The sequence below is a fragment of the Pseudomonas veronii genome (assembly GCF_001439695.1).
GTDB lineage: Bacteria > Pseudomonadota > Gammaproteobacteria > Pseudomonadales > Pseudomonadaceae > Aquipseudomonas > Aquipseudomonas veronii.
Genome location: NZ_JYLL01000011.1, coordinates 111650 through 127933 on the forward strand (window position 1 = coordinate 111650; position 16284 = coordinate 127933).

14 protein-coding genes and 2 pseudogenes are annotated in these 16284 nt (G+C 64.2%); 7 read left to right on the forward strand and 9 right to left on the reverse strand.

The window, feature by feature from the left end; genetic code table 11:
- Positions 1–56: 56 nt before the first annotated feature.
- A complete protein-coding gene (locus TU80_RS15850; RefSeq protein ID WP_046384048.1) occupies positions 57–1208 on the reverse strand; it encodes an MFS transporter in 1152 nt (383 codons plus the stop codon).
- Positions 1209–1533: 325 nt separating this feature from the next.
- Here TU80_RS15850 and TU80_RS15855 point away from each other — a divergent pair, with 325 nt between their 5' ends.
- Positions 1534–2556, forward strand: a complete 1023-nt coding sequence (locus tag TU80_RS15855) for a diaminopimelate epimerase (protein WP_057004894.1) — start codon at positions 1534–1536, stop codon at positions 2554–2556.
- Between the two features lie 43 nt (positions 2557–2599).
- Here TU80_RS15855 and codA read toward each other — a convergent pair whose 3' ends face one another.
- The 6 genes from codA to TU80_RS15885 form a co-directional block, all read right to left on the reverse strand.
- Positions 2600–3835 carry a cytosine deaminase gene (codA, locus tag TU80_RS15860; RefSeq protein ID WP_046384046.1) on the reverse strand — a complete coding sequence of 412 codons (1236 nt, stop codon included), beginning with the start codon at positions 3833–3835 and terminating at the stop codon, positions 2600–2602.
- A 27-nt stretch (positions 3836–3862) separates the two neighbouring features.
- Positions 3863–5068, reverse strand: coding sequence for a PucR family transcriptional regulator (locus tag TU80_RS15865; RefSeq protein WP_046384045.1), 1206 nt, complete (start codon positions 5066–5068; stop codon positions 3863–3865).
- Positions 5065–6333, reverse strand: coding sequence for a cytosine permease (codB, locus tag TU80_RS15870; protein ID WP_057004895.1), 1269 nt, complete (start codon positions 6331–6333; stop codon positions 5065–5067). The genes TU80_RS15865 and codB overlap by 4 nt, the downstream gene beginning before the upstream one ends.
- A 191-nt stretch (positions 6334–6524) precedes the next feature.
- A complete protein-coding gene (locus TU80_RS15875) occupies positions 6525–7148 on the reverse strand; it encodes an NUDIX hydrolase (protein WP_057004896.1) in 624 nt (207 codons plus the stop codon).
- Between the two features lie 31 nt (positions 7149–7179).
- A complete protein-coding gene (gene queD / locus TU80_RS15880) occupies positions 7180–7536 on the reverse strand; it encodes a 6-carboxytetrahydropterin synthase QueD (RefSeq protein WP_017736453.1) in 357 nt (118 codons plus the stop codon).
- A 77-nt stretch (positions 7537–7613) separates the two neighbouring features.
- Positions 7614–8693, reverse strand: coding sequence for a patatin-like phospholipase domain-containing protein (locus TU80_RS15885; protein WP_057004897.1), 1080 nt, complete (start codon positions 8691–8693; stop codon positions 7614–7616).
- A 159-nt stretch (positions 8694–8852) separates the two neighbouring features.
- Between TU80_RS15885 and TU80_RS15890 the strand changes: the two genes are divergently transcribed.
- From TU80_RS15890 to TU80_RS15905, 4 genes are read left to right on the forward strand one after another with little or no spacing between them, the layout of a single operon-like run.
- A complete protein-coding gene (locus TU80_RS15890; RefSeq protein ID WP_057004898.1) occupies positions 8853–9155 on the forward strand; it encodes a PepSY domain-containing protein in 303 nt (100 codons plus the stop codon).
- Complete coding sequence (locus TU80_RS15895; RefSeq protein ID WP_017847012.1) at positions 9155–9466, forward strand: PepSY domain-containing protein; 312 nt, start codon at positions 9155–9157, stop codon at positions 9464–9466. Before TU80_RS15890 ends, TU80_RS15895 begins: the two co-directional genes overlap by 1 nt.
- On the forward strand, positions 9466–10134 hold the full coding sequence (locus TU80_RS15900; protein ID WP_046384042.1) for a response regulator transcription factor: 669 nt from the start codon (positions 9466–9468) through the stop codon (positions 10132–10134). Before TU80_RS15895 ends, TU80_RS15900 begins: the two co-directional genes overlap by 1 nt.
- Positions 10131–11444 (forward strand): sensor histidine kinase, encoded by a 1314-nt coding sequence (locus TU80_RS15905; RefSeq protein ID WP_046384041.1) that lies wholly within the window; start codon positions 10131–10133, stop codon positions 11442–11444. The genes TU80_RS15900 and TU80_RS15905 overlap by 4 nt, the downstream gene beginning before the upstream one ends.
- A 247-nt stretch (positions 11445–11691) precedes the next feature.
- Here the strand turns inward: TU80_RS15905 and TU80_RS33980 are convergent, their stop codons facing one another.
- Both TU80_RS33980 and TU80_RS33985 read right to left on the reverse strand, forming a co-directional pair.
- Entirely contained in the window at positions 11692–12447 is a 756-nt protein-coding gene (locus TU80_RS33980; RefSeq protein ID WP_376740623.1) for a methyl-accepting chemotaxis protein, read from the reverse strand.
- A 102-nt stretch (positions 12448–12549) separates the two neighbouring features.
- Positions 12550–13866: pseudogene (locus TU80_RS33985) on the reverse strand (PDC sensor domain-containing protein); the annotation flags it as partial.
- 202 nt (positions 13867–14068) lie between these two features.
- Here TU80_RS33985 and TU80_RS15915 point away from each other — a divergent pair.
- Both TU80_RS15915 and TU80_RS33990 read left to right on the forward strand, forming a co-directional pair.
- Positions 14069–15388, forward strand: a complete 1320-nt coding sequence (locus TU80_RS15915) for a Na+/H+ antiporter family protein (RefSeq protein ID WP_169796387.1) — start codon at positions 14069–14071, stop codon at positions 15386–15388.
- Between the two features lie 72 nt (positions 15389–15460).
- Positions 15461–16282: pseudogene (locus tag TU80_RS33990) on the forward strand (cache domain-containing protein); the annotation flags it as partial.
- Between the last annotated feature and the right edge of the window lie 2 nt (positions 16283–16284).

The window sequence follows — 16284 nt, forward strand, 5'->3', positions numbered from 1 at the left end:
AAACGATCAGGCGTACATGAGCTACTTGAAGGATTCAGGCCGCTCATGTCCTTTGCTCATACCCGCAGTATTTTGCCGCTGACCGCCACCGCTGCGAGCAATCCCCCGATCAACAGGAAGGCAGTCGCCAGGCTGCTGCCATGGGCAATGAAACCGATCACCGCGGGCCCCGCGAGAATACCGGCATAGCCGAGGGTGGTGATGGCCGGCACGGCGATGTGTTCCGGCATGACGGTCTGCTTGCCGACAGCGGTGTAGAGCACCGGGACGATATTTGAGCATCCGGCGCCGACCAGCGCATAGCCCAGCAGGGACATGGCCCAGGCCGGTGACAGGGTCGCGAGGAAGATCCCGGCCGCCGCCAGCGCCCCGCCGGTGACGATCACCCGGGCAGCCCCCAGTCGACGGACAATCCGGTCGCCGGTCAGGCGCCCGGCGGTCATGGTCAGGGCAAAGGCCGCATAACCCAGGCCGGCGTAGGCTTCGTCCAGGCCGCGTTCGGCACTGAGGAACACCGCGCTCCAGTCGAGCACGGCGCCTTCGGCCAAAAACACGATGAAACACAAGCCGCCGATAAACAGCACCACGCCGTGGGGAATGGCAAACGGCGGCCCGGCGCTTTCACTGCCGTAGGGCAACCAGTGGGGGGCGGCCTTGAACAGCGCCAGCGCCATGATGACGATCACCACCAGGGTCGCCTGCAGCGGCGAAAACCCCAGCCCCAGCAACCCGGAGACCCCCGCTGCGCCGACGATGCCGCCCAGGCTGAACAACCCATGGAAGCCCGACATCATGGTTTTGCCGCTGGCGCGCTCGACGATCACCGCTTGCAGGTTGACCGTGGAGTCGACCGTACCCAGGCCCGCGCCGAACAGGAACAGACCAGCCATCAGCAACGGGATCGAACTGACCGTGGCGAGCATGGGCAACGCCAGGCAGATCAGGACCGTCCCGGCGCTCAGTACGCGCCGGCAACCATAGCGCGAGGCCAGTGCGCCGGCCACTGGCATGGCGATGATCGAACCGACCCCCAGGCACAGCAGCAACAGGCCCAGAGTGCCCTCGTTGAGTTCGGCGCGGGCCTTGGCATACGGCACCAACGGCGCCCAGGCGGCGATGCCGAAGCCGGCGATGAAGAAGGCGATGCGCGTCGACATTTGCTCCAGCCGCCCGGGAACCACGGGCGCTGGGGTGGGGATGGCAGTCATGGAGAATCCTTGGTTTTGCGTTCAACGAACGATGTCCGGCACGACATCCTTACACATCAAGCCTGATCGAGCGAGCCAGGTTCACGCGGCTTTCGCGCTGGCGGCGGGTTTTATTTTCGCCAGCACGGAACGCTCTGGACACTGGCTGCCACCTAGAGGACATCGACGTGTAGGAGGTGGTCTGGAAGGTGCGTAATCCCCGTGAGAATTGCTGAACCCCAGGCTTCCTGCGGCGGATGACGCACCTTCCAGACCACTTCCCACGCGCCGACCGTTCTGTAATACGCTGCTGCTTCTGTGTGCAGACGATTGGACGGACGAAGCGATGAAGGACTTTCAGCCAGGCGACCCCACGACCCGGTTCTACGATGCCCGCGGCAATATCTATGGGGTGGTCAGCCCGGCCTGTTTGCGTCGCCACGGGGTCGAGGTGCCCGACACTGCGGCCCTCGCGGCGAGCCGGCGCGACGCTTGGGCACTGCCGGCCATTGCCGCCGAATGTGGCTGGGGGCCTTCGCCGCGTCCGGCTGGCGCCAAGGCGCACCGTTGTGATGGGTTGTTGGTCGGGCCGTTCCAGGCGGCGCCGCCGTTCGACCTGTTGATCGTCAACACTGACGGCTCCCTTGCGGAGCGCAGTGGCAATGGCCTGACCATCTTTGCCCAGGCGCTGAGTGATCAGGGCTTGATGACGCAGGGCTGCGAGCTGCGGGTGCATCACGATAAACAGGATGCGAAGTCGCCGCTGGCCACCTATGTCGAACCGGCACTGCACGAGCAGGTGCGTGGGTTCTGGCTGGCGTTGGGGCAGCCGGCGTTCGGCCCGCTGGCGGTCGGCGCGGACCTGCCTGGCGCCGAAGAGGGGGCGTTCAGCCATGTGCCCGCGCTGGCGGCGATCAACCCGGCATGGACGCGCAGCCAGTTTGTGCGGGTGGGCAACCCCCATTGCGTGACGTTGGTGCACCAGGCCGCTGCGCTGCCGGACAATCTGCCGATGCACCAGAGCGCACTGTTCGAGCCCTTGCAGGCGATTGCATTTGCGCCACCTGCCGGGCGTGGCCAGCCCTGTGTGGCCGGGGTCAACTTGCAATGGGCTGCCCAGGCGTCCGGCAATCGAGTGCTTGCGCGGGTGTTCGAGCGGGGAGAGGGGCCGACGGCGTCCTCCGGGACCAGCGCCTGTGCCGTGGCGTGCGCCGCGTGGCGCGCCGGTTGGGTCGCGGGCGGGGAGGTCGCGGTGGTGATGCCGGGCGGTACGGTGCCGGTTCGGTTGCAGATTCAGGATGCGACAGTGCTGAGCGTCAGCCTGTTCGGGGCTGCGCGGCCGCAGCTCGATGCAGGGCCGCGCGGCTGATCGCGTCGAGTCGTATCAGCGGCTCTCCATCGAACCCCGCGTGCTACAAAAACGTCACCTGCGCCGGCTGGCGCTTCATCAACACCTTGCCGTTGCGGATCGAGTACAGCGCCAGGCCCTGGCTGCGAATCACCTCGTAGTCGCTGTCGGCCGAGAGGATCAACAGGTTGGCCGGCCGGCCGGGTTCCAGCCCATAGCGATCGCCGAGGGCCATGGCCTTGGCGCTGTTGTCCGTGACCAGGTCCAGGGCGTTTTGCAGGTTGCGGTAGCCGAGCATGTGGCAGATGTGCAACCCGGCTTCGAGCACCCGCAGGATGTTGCCGTTGCCCAGGGGGTACCAGGGATCGACGATGGAGTCCTGACCGAAGCACACGTTCATGCCGGCTTCCAGCAGTTCGTTGACGCGGGTGACGCCGCGCCGTTTCGGGAAACTGTCGAAGCGCCCTTGCAGGTGAATGCTTTCGGTGGGGCAGGAGACGAAGCTGATACCGGAATGCCCGAGCAGGCGGAACAGTTTGGCGCAGTAGGCGTTGTCGTAGGAACCCATGGCCGTGGTGTGGCTGGCGGTGACGCGGGCGCCCATGTCGCGGCTGCGCGCTTCTTCGGCGAGCACTTCGAGGAAACGCGAGTGCGGGTCGTCGGTTTCGTCGCAATGCACGTCGACCAGGCAGCCGCTGCGTTCGGCCAGGTCCATCAGGAACTTCACCGAACTCACGCCCTGGTCGCGGGTGTATTCAAAGTGGGGGATGCCGCCGATCACGTCGGCGCCCAGGCGGACGGCTTCTTCCATCAGCTCGCGGCCGTTGCGGTACGACTCGATGCCCTCCTGGGGAAAGGCGACGATTTGCAGGTCGATCAGGTGCGCAGTGTCCTCGCGCACTTCGAGCATGGCTTTGAGCGCGGTGAGGTCCGGGTCGGTGACGTCGACGTGGGTACGCACATGCTGGATACCGTGGGCGGCGAGGGCCTGGATGGTTTTCCTGGCGCGGGCCTTGGTGTCTTCGTGGGTGATGGTGGCTTTGCGTTCGCCCCAGCACTCGATCCCTTCGAACAGGGTGCCGCTCATGTTCCAGCGCGGCTCGCCGGCGGTGAGGGTGGCGTCGAGGTGGATGTGCGGTTCGACGAAGGGCGGTATCACCAGGTTGCCGGCCGCGTCGAGGTCGTCGGGCCCCGCCGTGGGGGCTGTGGTTTGCGGCGTGATGCTGGCGATCCGGCCGTGTTCCAGGTGCAGATCATGCAGGCCTTCACGGTTGCGCAGGCGGGCGTTGATGATGTGCATGGGCAAGTTCCTCTTGGCTAAAAACAATCAGGCAGACAGCCGCCAGATCATCAGCGCGATGCCGATGTCCAGGCGGTCATACGAATTATCCAGCCTCAGCCCGCACAGGGCTTCGATGCGCTGGACGCGGTGCGTCAGGGTATTGCGGTGGACGGCCAGGCGCTGCGCGGCGGCCACCAGGTTACCATTCTCGTGGAACCAGGCTTCGAGGGTCGGCAGCAGGCTTGGGCCATGGTGCAGGTCGTGGCGCAGCAACGGGCCCAGGCGGTCATTGAGAAACTGGTCGAGCAGCGCACGATCGCGCACGCCGCTGAGCAGCTTCAATACGCCCAGTTCGTCATACACGCAGAGCCCGGCGCGTTCGCTGAAGCGCCGCGCGGCGGCCAATGCCTGGCGCGCTTCATCCTGCGCCTGGGCCAGGCGCGCCGGCGGGTGGGCGGCGGCGCTCAGGCCGATGAACAGTTTCAGCGGCGCCAGACGCAGGTTCAGCGGCTTCAACCAATTGGCCAGTTGCTCCCGGTTAGCCAGCGCCGCGACGGCATCGGCGGCCGGCAGCAGCAACGTCCATTGGCCGGCGCGCCCGAGTACCGGCACCGCGGCCGACAACTGCCGCAAGCGCCGGGTAATGCTGTCGTGTTGCCGCGCCAACTGCGCTTCCATCTGCGCGGCCTCACCCTGGGCAAATAACGCGTCGCTGCCCTCCAACTGCAACTGCACGATTTGCCAATGGCCGGCCAGGGGCATGCCCAACTGGGCGGCGCGGTGCAGCAGCAGATCCAACGATTGATAGTCACCGGCCAGCAACCGCTCCAGCACATCGTGCCGCGAGCGGCCCAATTGTTCGGACTGGATCAACGCCGAACCGATCGCCTGGGTCACCAGCACCATTTTCAGTGAGTAAGGCTGTTCGATCAGCGGCATGTCGGCGGCTTCGGCGGCGTCCAGCAAGCGCTGGGGAATCGCCTGGATGTAGGCCGGCCCGGTGAGAATCACCAACCCGGCCACCTGACGCAGGCAGGCTTCCTCCAGCAGTTGCAGCAAATTCGCTTCGTCCCGTGGGTGATTGATACCGGTGACGAACACCAGTTCGCCCCCCAGCACCCACTCGGCGATGCCGCTGTTCTCTGCGACATACGGCCAGCGCACGGCATTCTCCAGGCCCGCCGCCCCGGCGCGCAGGCACAGGGAATCCAGCCCCGGCAGGGCGAGCACATCGGCAATGGTCAGGCTCATGCCTGTGCGTCAGCCAACGGTGCCCGCACGCGCAGTACGGCGCTGAGTAGCATGTAGGTCAGCGACGCGGCGACGATCCCCACCAACGGCGCCACCCAGGGCGAATTGAACGCCAGTACGGTGCCCACGGCGTAGGCGGTCAGCCCCGGCCAGTTGAACGCCGGCAGGCGCGCATCGGCCAGGCGCGGATAGCGGCCGCGGTAGCGATAGAAAAAGTCCGCCATGATCACCCCGCCAATCGGTGGAATCACCGTGCCCAGCAGGATCAGGTACGGCACCAGCATGTCGTACATGCCGAGCAGCGCCAGCAGCGTGCCGATCACCGCACCTGCCAGGGTCACCGTCTTGCGGCGGCGGGTGCGCAGCAGGTTGCAACCGGCCACGGCGAAGTTGTAGATGGTGTTGTCCTGCGTGCTCCAGATATTGAGCAGCAACATCGCCATCGCGGCCGTGGCAAAGCCTTGCAGCAGCAACACCTCCACCACGTCGGGCTGTTGATAGACGATGGCGCCATAAGCCCCGATCAGCACCATCAAGCCATTGCCGACAAAGAAACCGATCAGGCTGGCGAGCACCGCGACCTTGGCCGAGCGCGAAAAGCGCGTCCAGTTGGTGGCCTGGGTCGCGCCGCTGACAAAGGTGCCGAACACCAGGGTGATCGCCGTCGACAAGTCCAGTTCCGACGTCGGCACCACCGCCAGCAAGCCTTGCAGCCCGCCGACTTTCACCGTGGCGACCCACATCGACAGGCACAACAGAATGCCCATGGCCGGCACCGCGATGTAGGACAGAATCTCCAACCCGCGATAGCCCACGTAGGCCGTGGCGCAGAACAGCAGGCCAAACAGCACCATCAGCACCAGCACGTTGCCCTGGCTCAGCTCGAAATATTTGCCCAGCACCACGGCGGCGGTGGCGGTGCCCCAGGCGTACCAGCCGATCTGGGTGAAACCGAGGATCAAATCACTGAGCTTGCTGCCGACTTCGCCAAAACAGAAGCGCCCCATCAGCACCGAGTTCAGGCCGCTCTTGAACGCGATGTAACCCAAGCCTGCGGCATAAATGCCCAACAGCAGGTTACCCAAGGCCACGACGCCGAGCATGTCGACGAAACTGAACGCCACGCCCAGCTTGCCGCCGGCAAACATGGTCGCGGTGAAAAAGGTGAAGCCCAGCAGCACCATGGCGGTGGACGCCAGGCCCTTGCGTGCGTGCATCGGGACTTCGCTGAGGGGGTAATCGTTGCCCGGTTCTTGCTGCGTCATGTGCCTTGCTCCCTGAATGAGTGACGCAGGCCTATTGCACCGCGCGTGCCAATTGAGCAGCAGTGACGGGCGCACGGTGGGTGTTGTGCAGTATGCACAGGATTTATCGCCAGACAGGCGCGGAACGCGGGCGGGAGTGGTCGCGGTGCCCAATCGGGCACGAAAGCGGTGCAGCGGTGATACAAATTGGATCAGTCGAACAGCGTCAGCGTGGTTTCGCCGCGATGAAACGCAAAGGCCGCCTCGAGATCGCTTTCGATGGTGCGCCCACGGGACAGCGGCGGCAGGTCGTCGAGGGTGAAAAAGCCCACCTCGGTGGTTTCGAACCCGGCCGTCGGCGCCAGTTGGTCGACCCGTTCACACAGGAAATACAGCTTGTAGAAGTCCCGCACATCCGGGCGATACAAGCCCTTGGCCTTGTGCGTGACGCTGTAGAGCGCCCGCGCCGTCACGGTCAGCCCGGCTTCCTCGCGGATCTCCTTGACGATGTTTTCTGCGGCCGACAGACCGATATCGGCATAGCCCCCCGGCAGCGCCCAGCAACCATCGGTCGCCTCGCGCACCAGCAGAATGCGCTCGCCGTCGATCACCGCGCCGCGGACATCGATCATCGGCGTCGAATAGCGCTGGGCGAAATCCGGGACCAGCCCGCTGATGCGCTCCAGCGGCACATTGCCCAATTGCGCGAGCATGCTGTGGGCGATCTCGGCAATTTCTTCCAGGCGCTCGCGTTCGAAGTCGTCGGTGCAAAAGTGCAGCCCCGTGGAAGCCAATGCCTGCAAGCGTTTGGCCTGGGCCAGCCAGGTGTTTTCCATGGGGCGCTCCCGCAGGGCGTTGACGTGAGGGTTACTCGCCGCGATAGATGCAGCCGCTGGTGCAGGTTTCATGGATGCGAATCGCGCTGAGTTCGGGCAGCAGGGGTTTCAATTCGGTCCAAATCCACTTGGCCAGTACTTCGCTGGTGGGGTTTTCCAGGCCGGGGATGTCGTTCAGGTAGTTGTGGTCGAGGCGTTCATAGAGCGGCTTGAAAATCGCCTTGATCTCCGAGAAGTCGCGAATCCAGCCGGTATGGGGGTCCAGGTCGCCGCTCAGGTGGATCGCCACCTTGAACGAATGCCCATGCAGGCGCCCGCATTTGTGGCCGTCTGGCACGTGGGGCAGGCGGTGGGCGGATTCGAATGTAAATTCCTTGAAGATTTCCACAGTATTTTTCAGCTCGGTCAGGTTTCTGGCAGGCGGCGAGTTTAACAGCTACATCGCGCCTCGCGCATACCGCTGGGTCAAAGCGCCTGCAAGCGCTCGCCCAGGCCACCCTGGTCGGCCAGATGCAGAAACTCATCGCCCAGGCGCCGGCTCTCGCTCATTGCGGTTTGCCAGTATTTGTTGCGAGTCGCGTCATCGCCCAGAAAGCGCTTGAAGTCGCTGCGGTCCGGCAGTTTGCCGTGGGGCAGGCGGGCCAGGTAGTCCTTCGACGGCGCCAGCAGCAACACGTCCTGCAAGCCTTGTTGATTGCTGCGTCGCCACGGCAGGCCCTTGTCGAACCAGCCGGGGATGACGCGGTCGGTGAAGTGCGGGTACAGCACGATGTCATCGCCGTGGTAGGGCAGGTCGAGGTGGTAATCCAGCAGGCCGCCGTCGCGGTAGGTGCCGGCACCGGCGCCAGGCAGGTCGCGCACGCCTTGCATCACCAGGGGAATCGAGCCGGACGCCAGCAGCGCCTGGCGCAGGTTGCCCAGGTTCAGGTCGAGGAAGCGCGACGGAAAATCCCGCAGCGCATGCACTGGCGGCGCCTGGCGCGGGTCATGGATGATCAGCCGCTCGAAATGCCGCGCCAGCCGCGCGCGGCCGCGCAGGTTGTCGGCAATCACCGACGACAGGCCCAGGCCCAGCCGCCCGCGGTGGTCATCGGCGAGCAGGCCGTGGCTCTTGACCACCATGATGTTCAGCCGATAGCCGGGGTTGTCCAGCACCCGCGCATCGCGCCCGGCCAGCAGGTCATCGAGCATGCGCCGGCAGCTCTGGCTGACCTCGGCCATGGTCACGCCTTTGGCGAAGCGTTGTTCGTTGTACAGACGGCCGAGGTCGAGCAGGCCTTGCACCGGGTCGGGCAGGCAGGCGCTGGCAAACCGCCAGGAACCGATGGAGGCACCGATCAGCGCACGTTCGCGTGGCGCGCGGGGCAGCCACTCGCCGAACAGCGCCAGGTCCAGGCCCTGGATGCCCAAGGCCTTGGGCCCGCCTGCCGCACCGGGAAGGATACCGACATCGGCAGGCTTGAGGCCTTGCTCGCGAATGCGCGCAAAGGCGCGTTTGCCGGCCTTGAGGGTCAGGGCGGGAAACTTGATGTGGATGGCTGTCATACCGGTCTCTGTTGAAGCGAGCGGGGCAGTATAGAAAATCTCGCCGGGTGAAGGAAAATGCGGGTGACGCGAATTGCCATGGTGGCAATTCAGTTTCAGTTAAGTTGCCGCGGATACGCTGGCGGGTGTAGGACAAATATCGTGAAACGGAGACTCAGCATGAAGCGTCTCACAATGCTGGTCGCCGCCGGGTGCGCGGCCTCTTTGGCGGCACAGGCCCTGGCAGCCGACCCTGACAAGTCACTCCGCGGGCCCGGCACTGTTACTATTGTCGCCTTCGATCAGCTGGACGCCACGGCCCTGGCCTTGCATCCCGGTTCGACCCTGCTGGACACCGACCTGGACGAGGTCTACGGCAAGTACCTCTACGAGGTCGAACTGGAGGATGTCGACGGCATCGAATGGGAGGTTGAATTGGACGCGCTCACCGGGCATGTGCTCAAGAATCATCAGGATACGTAATGAAGGTATATCGACGCGCCGCTGGCTGGGCGGGGCTGGTGCTCCTGGCGTTTTGCTCAAGCCTGTCAGCCCGCGACCTCAACCAGGACGAAGCCTTGGCACTGCGCCAGCAGGGGGTGATCCTGCCGCTCGAGCAACTGTTGCAGCAGGCCATGGCGCGCCACCCCGGCTCGCGGCTGCTGGAGGCCGAGCTTGAGAAAAAGGACGAGCAATATGCCTATGAAGTGGAACTGGTGACGACCGACGGTGTGGTGCGCGAGATCAAACTCGACGCCACCAGCGGTGCGCTGATCAAAGACGAGGAAGACTGATGCGCCTGCTGTTGGTGGAAGATAACGTACCGCTGGCCGATGAACTGCTGGCCGGCCTGCAGCGCCAGGGCTATGCCGTCGATTGGCTGGCCGATGGGCGCGATGCCGCGTACCAGGGCCGCAGCGAACCCTATGACTTGATCATCCTCGACCTCGGCCTGCCCGGCTTGCCCGGGCTCGAGGTGTTGGCGCAATGGCGCGCGGCCGCACTGGCCACCCCGGTGCTGATCCTCACCGCGCGCGATTCCTGGGCCGAGCGCATCGAAGGGCTCAAGGCCGGGGCCGATGATTACCTGAGCAAACCGTTTCACCCCGAAGAACTGCACCTGCGTGTCCAGGCGCTGTTGCGCCGTTCCCATGGCCAGGCCAACCAGCCGACCTTGCAAGCGGCCGGCCTGCACCTGGATGAAGGGCGCCAATGCGTGCTGCGCGACGGCGACGAAATCCAGCTGACCGCCGCCGAGTTTCGCTTGCTGCGCTATTTCATGTTGCACCCGCAACAGATCCTGTCGAAAAGCCATCTGGCCGAGCATTTATATGACGGTGAGACCGAGCGCGATTCGAATGTGCTCGAAGTCCACGTCAACCACCTGCGCCGCAAATTGGGCCGCAGCGTGATCGAAACCCGGCGCGGCCAGGGTTACCGGTTCGGCGCCAGTCCTGCATGAAGTCGATCCAGCGGCACCTGAGCCTGGGGCTGATCAGCGTGATGGTGGTGGTCGGCGTGGTGCTGGCGCAAACCAGCCTGTGGTTGTTCGAAGCCGGTTTGCAGCGCTATTTGGAGGCCGGCCTGCGCAACGACAGCGAGAACCTGCTGGTGGCGCTGGTGCGCGGGCCGAATGGCGTGCAACTCGACGAGCAACGCCTGGCGCCGGCCTATCAGCGGCCGTTCTCGGGGCATTATTTCCGTATCGATTTCGCCGACATCCACTGGCGCTCCCGCTCGTTGTGGGACCAGGAGCTGCCACGCCTGCCCGCGGCCGGGCTCAAGGGCAATCTGCAACTGGGGCCGGAAGGCCAGCAACTGTTGGTACTGCGTTCGGACTACAAGCGCTTCGGCCAATTGATTTCCATCAGCGTGGCCCAGGACTACACGCCCGTGCGTGAAAGCTTTCGGCTGATGCGTCAGATCGGCCTGGTGCTGGGGGTGGCGGCCCTGTTGCTGGTGTTGATCCTGCAACGGGTCACGGTCCGTCGTGCCTTGCGCCCGCTGGAAGTTGCGCGCAACCAGATCGCCCAGCTGCAACAGGGCCAGCGCTCGCAACTCGACACCCAGGTGCCGCAGGAGCTGGAACCGCTGGTGGCGCAGATCAACCACCTGCTGGCTCACACTGAAGACAGCCTCAAGCGTTCACGCAATGCCCTGGGCAACCTCGGCCACGCGCTGAAAACCCCGCTGTCGGTGCTGTTGAGCGCGGCGTCGAGCGAAGCGCTCAAGGATCAGCCGCGCTTGCGCACGCTGCTGCGCGAACAGCTTGAACAGGTGCAACAGCGCCTCGACCGCGAACTCAACCGCGCACGCCTGGCCGGCGACACCCTGCCGGGCGCCTTGTTTGATTGCGCGAACGAACTGCCGGGCCTGCTGGCGACCCTGAACATGGTCCACGGCGACCACCTGGACTTGAGCCACCACGCCGTCCCTGGCCTGCAATTGCCCTGGGACCGCGAAGACCTGCTGGAGCTGCTCGGCAACCTGCTGGATAACGCCTGCAAATGGGCGGATGCGCAGGTGCGCCTGAGCATCGGCGAGACGCCGCACAGTTACCTGCTGGCGGTGGAAGACGACGGCCCCGGCATTCCCGAAGCCCAACACGACCGGGTGTTCAGCCGTGGTACGCGCCTGGACGAGCAGACCGACGGCCATGGCCTGGGCCTGGGAATCGTGCGCGATATCGTCGAGGTGTGGGGCGGGGTGTTGCAGTTGCAGGAAAGCCAACTGGGCGGGCTCAAGGTGCTGATCGAACTGCCCAAACGCTGAGGTCGTTCAAAAATGGGGGGGAGGGGGCTTACCCCGGTACAGACCGGAGACATCCTTTACGTTTGAAACCGGAGACATCGTTTACATGTATTAATCATGGCCAGGCGATGACCAGCCGATCAAAAGTGTGGGAGGGGGCTTGCCCCCGATAGCGGTGAATCAGTCGATGTAGCCTTTGACTGACCCACTGCAATCGGGGGCAAGCCCCCTCCCACATTGGATTTCCTTCAGAGTCGGTGTCGGTCACTCACACCTGGAAATGATCCATCAACCCCTGTTGCTGATTGGCCAGGTGGTTCAACGCCTGGCTGACGCGCGCCGATTCGTTGGCCTGTTCCGACAGCGACTCGGTGACATCGCGGATTGTCGCCACGTTGCTGTTGATCTCCTCGGCCACTGCGCTTTGCTCTTCGGCGGCGCTGGCGATCTGTAGGTTCATGTCGCTGATCACTGTGACCGCGGCGCCGATCTGGCGCAGGGCGGTGACCGCCTCGCCGACTTGTTCGACGCTGCTCTGGGCCTGGCGATAGCTGTTGCCCATGGCGCCGACCACATCGGTGGTGCCGCTTTGCAGTTGCTCGATCACCAGGCGGGTTTCTTCCACCGACTCCTGGGTACGACGCGCCAGGTTGCGCACTTCGTCGGCGACCACGGCAAACCCACGGCCGGCCTCACCGGCCCGGGCCGCTTCGATGGCGGCGTTGAGGGCCAGCAGGTTGGTCTGCTCGGCGATGCCGCGAATCACTTCGAGCACCGAGCCGATCTGCGCACTGTTGGTCGCGAGGCCTTCAACCTGGGTCATGGCGGTGCTCATGTCCGCCGCCAGATGGCCGATGTTGGTGGTGGTGCGGTCGATCACCTGCAGGCCGTCACGGGTGGCCTGGTCGGCATCGCGCGCGGCTTGGGCGGCCTGGGCCGCACTGCGGGCGACGTCCTGGGCGGTGGCGCTCATTTCATGGGAGGCGGTGGCCACCTGGTCGACCTGGCGGTATTGCTGCTCCATGCCGGCGCTGGTTTCGCTGGCGATCGCGGCGGATTGGTCGGCGGTGCCGCGGGCGTCCTGCACCGAGCGTTTGACCTCGGCGATGATCGGCTGCAGTTTGTCGAGGAAGCGGTTGAACCAGCCGGCCAGTTGCCCCAGTTCGTCCTGTTTGGCGTAGTCCAGGCGGCGGGTCAGGTCGCCTTCGCCGCTGGCGATGTCTTCGAGCATGTGCGCCACGCTCAGGATCGGCCGGGTCACGCTGCGCGCCATCAGCCACACCAGTCCCAGGCCGATCACGGCGGCGAGCAGGCCCAGGCTCAACTCGAGCAGGGTGCCACGGGCGTTGTCGGCGTCCAGTTGCGCCTTGAGCGCTTCGGCCGGGCCCACCAGGATTTTTTCCGGCACATCCAGCAACACGCCCCACGGCTTGCCGCCGGGGATCGGCGTGAACGGTGCCAGGACCTTGAGTCGATGGTCGGCACGCAGGCTGCTGATCCGCGTACTGCCGGCCAGGGCGCTGAGCAATTGCGCGCCGCTGGCGGTGTCGACCTGGTCCAGGCGCTGGCTGAGCTTGCTCGCATCCGGGCTGTAGCCGGCCAGCAAGCCGGTGGCGCTGAGAATGCTGACCTGGGTCTGGCCGTCATACAGCGTGTGGCTCGCCTGCTGGCTCACCGCCTGCAGGCTGTTGAGGTTGATGTCCACCGACAGCGAGGCGATGACTTTGCCATTCACTATCAGCGGGAACACGAGGCTGGTCATCAGTACGTTTTGGCCGTCGATGACATAGAAGTACGGTTCGATCACACACGGTTTGAGGGTGGTGCGCGGGCAGGTGAACCAGGCGTTGGCCTTTTCTCCACTCGGGCCGATGCTGGTGTCGGACATGTCGCTTTCGGGCAGCGACATGGCGGTGAGTTTGCCGGGCGTCGGCTGTGACCAATAGAGGGCGAATCGGCCTTTGTCGTTGCTGCCCAGCTCTGGCTGGTTGACGAACAGCTCGTCCTTGCCGTCCAGGGCATTGGCTTCGAACACCAGGGACAAGCCGAGCAGGTCGGGGTTGGCCTGCAAGGCGGCCTTGACCTGGCGGGTCAAGTCTTCACGGGTGTCGAAGGCGTCAAGGAAGCGCTTTTCTGCCTGTTCGCGCAGGAACAGCACCTGGCGGGAAAACCCGTGACCGTATTGATAGGCATCCATGAACTGCTGGCGGATGCCCAGCGCCTGCGCTTCGCCCTGGGCTTCGATACGCGCCCGGGCCGCTTCGTCGAGCATGTGCATGCTGGAGGCTTTGACCTGCTGCGAACTCTGTTCCATGCGATACAGCGACAGACCCACCAGCAGGGTCACGATCCCCAGCAGGCAGAGGCCGGCGAGCAGGGTGATTTTCCATTGAATGGACAGCTGTCTGAGGGACATCGCGGAGCATCCTTTACCTGAAAACATAGAGAGCCTTTATATCGGCGGCTGTATTTTTTTCTTTATTCAAACGTTCAATTTAAATTTGAAAGCGACGTCGTTTTTTGACATGCGACCGCGCCTGCTGCAAAGTGCGCGCCCTCTAATAAGACCTCCTTCCAGCCTGCACACCGGCAGTCATGCCGGTGCGGGCATGCCTGTATTTTGTTTTTTGCTTGAGGTAACCATGATTAACGCAGTCATCGCCGCGGTCGGCACCATGCTGGTGCTCAGCTTGTCCCGCGTGCATGTGGTCATCGCCATCATCGTCGGCGCCCTGGTGGGCGGGCTGACCGGTGGCCTGGGCATCGACGCCACGCTCCAGGCCTTCAACGGTGGGCTGGGTGGTGGCGCGACAGTGGCTTTGTCCTACGCATTGCTCGGCGCTTTCGCGGTGGCGATTGCCAAGTCCGGCCTGGCCCATGCCCTGGCGGACAAGGCGTTGCTGCTGGTCGATCGCCAGGAAGCCAGCGGCGGCAGCCATGTCAAATGGCTACTGATCGGCCTGCTGTGGGGGGTGGCGATCGCCTCGCAAAACATCCTGCCGATTCATATCGCGTTTATCCCGCTGCTGGTGCCGCCGTTGCTGTACGTGCTGACCAAACTGCAACTGGACCGTCGCCTGATCGCCTGCGTGATGACCTTCGGTTTGATCACGCCCTACATGTTCCTGCCGGTGGGCTTCGGCAACATCTTTCTCAACCAGATCCTGCTGGCCAACGTGGCCAAGAGCGGCGTGGACATCAGCCAGGTCAACGTGACCCACGCCATGGGCCTGCCGGCGCTGGGCATGGTGGTCGGCCTGCTGGTGGCGGTGTTTGTCAGCTACCGTAAAAAGCGCGTGTACGACCTGGAGAAAATCGAGCGGGTCGAACAGGTCGCGGTGCAATACAACCCACTGACCCTGCTGGTGGCCGGCCTGGCGATCGCCTCGGCGTTCATCATTCAGTTGTGGTTGGACTCGATGATCATCGGCGCCCTGGCCGGGTTTTTGATTTTCTCGGTATCGGGCATTGTGCGCTGGCGCGAGACCGACGACCTGTTCACCGAAGGCATGAAGATGATGGCGATGATCGGCTTCATCATGATTGCCGCTTCAGGCTTCGCCGAAGTGCTCAAGGCCACCGGTGACGTGCGCTCGCTGGTGGAAACGTCGGCGGCGTTCATCGGCCATAGCCGTGGGATCGGGGCGTTGCTGATGTTACTGGTGGGGCTGCTGGTGACCATGGGCATCGGTTCGTCGTTTTCCACGGTGCCGATCCTGGCCGCGATTTTCGTGCCGCTGTGTGTGCAACTGGGCTTCAGCCCGCTGGCCATTGTGTGCATCGTCGGCACGGCCGGCGCCTTGGGCGATGCCGGTTCGCCAGCGTCGGACTCGACCCTGGGCCCGACCTCCGGCCTGAATATCGACGGCCAGCACCACCATATCTGGGACACCGTGGTGCCGACGTTCCTGCATTACAACATCCCGCTGCTGGTGTTCGGCTGGGTGGCGGCGATGACGCTCTGACGGGGTCGTCCTACAGAATCTGCGCAACTGGCCGTTAACCTCTTAAGCCGCCACTAATAAGAGAGAAAAGCCATGCGTCTGAGCCTGAAGGTCAAAGTCCTGTGCCTGGCCATCGTGCCGGTGCTGTTGTTTGCGTTGGTGATCAGCCTGACCACGGTGTGGATCCTCAAGGGGCAAGCGCGCAACGAGGTGGATGAGACCCGCCAGCACTTGCTCGACGCCGCCAAGGCCACTCTGCAGAGTTATGTGGAAGTGGCCATGACCACCATCAAGCCGCTCTACGACGCCGCCGCCCCGGGCGATACGGCGGCGCGTGCCGAGGTGGTCAAGCTGCTGTCCAATACCAGCTACGGCAAGGATGGCTACTTCTTCGGCTACGACTCCGAAACCATCCGCCTGTTCAAGGGCAACAGCCCGGACGGCGTGGGCAAGAGCTTCAAGGACAACCGCGACCCCAATGGCGTCTACGTCAACCGCGACCTGGTCAAGGTCGGCAAGGACGGCACCCACTACCTGCAATACAGCTCGACCCAGCCCGGCCAGACCGAACTGGTGCCCAAGCTTGGCTACACCGAATACCTGCCCAAGTGGGACATGGTATTCGGCACCTCGGTCAACCTGGATGGCATCGATGCCCAGGTGGCGGTGGTCGAGGCCAAGGTCAAGAAGCGCATGGAGGGCGTATTGCTGAGTATCTTCGGTGTGGCCGTGCTGGTGCTGCTGGTGATTGCGGCGGCGGGCATGGTCCTGGCCAATACCATCCTGCGTCCGCTGCACCTGATGAAAGCCAACCTCGACGACATCGCTGCCGGTGAGGGCGACCTGACGCGGCGCCTGGCTATCACCAGCCAGGATGAGCTGGGCGATCTGGCCGGGGCCTTCAACCGGTTTGTCGA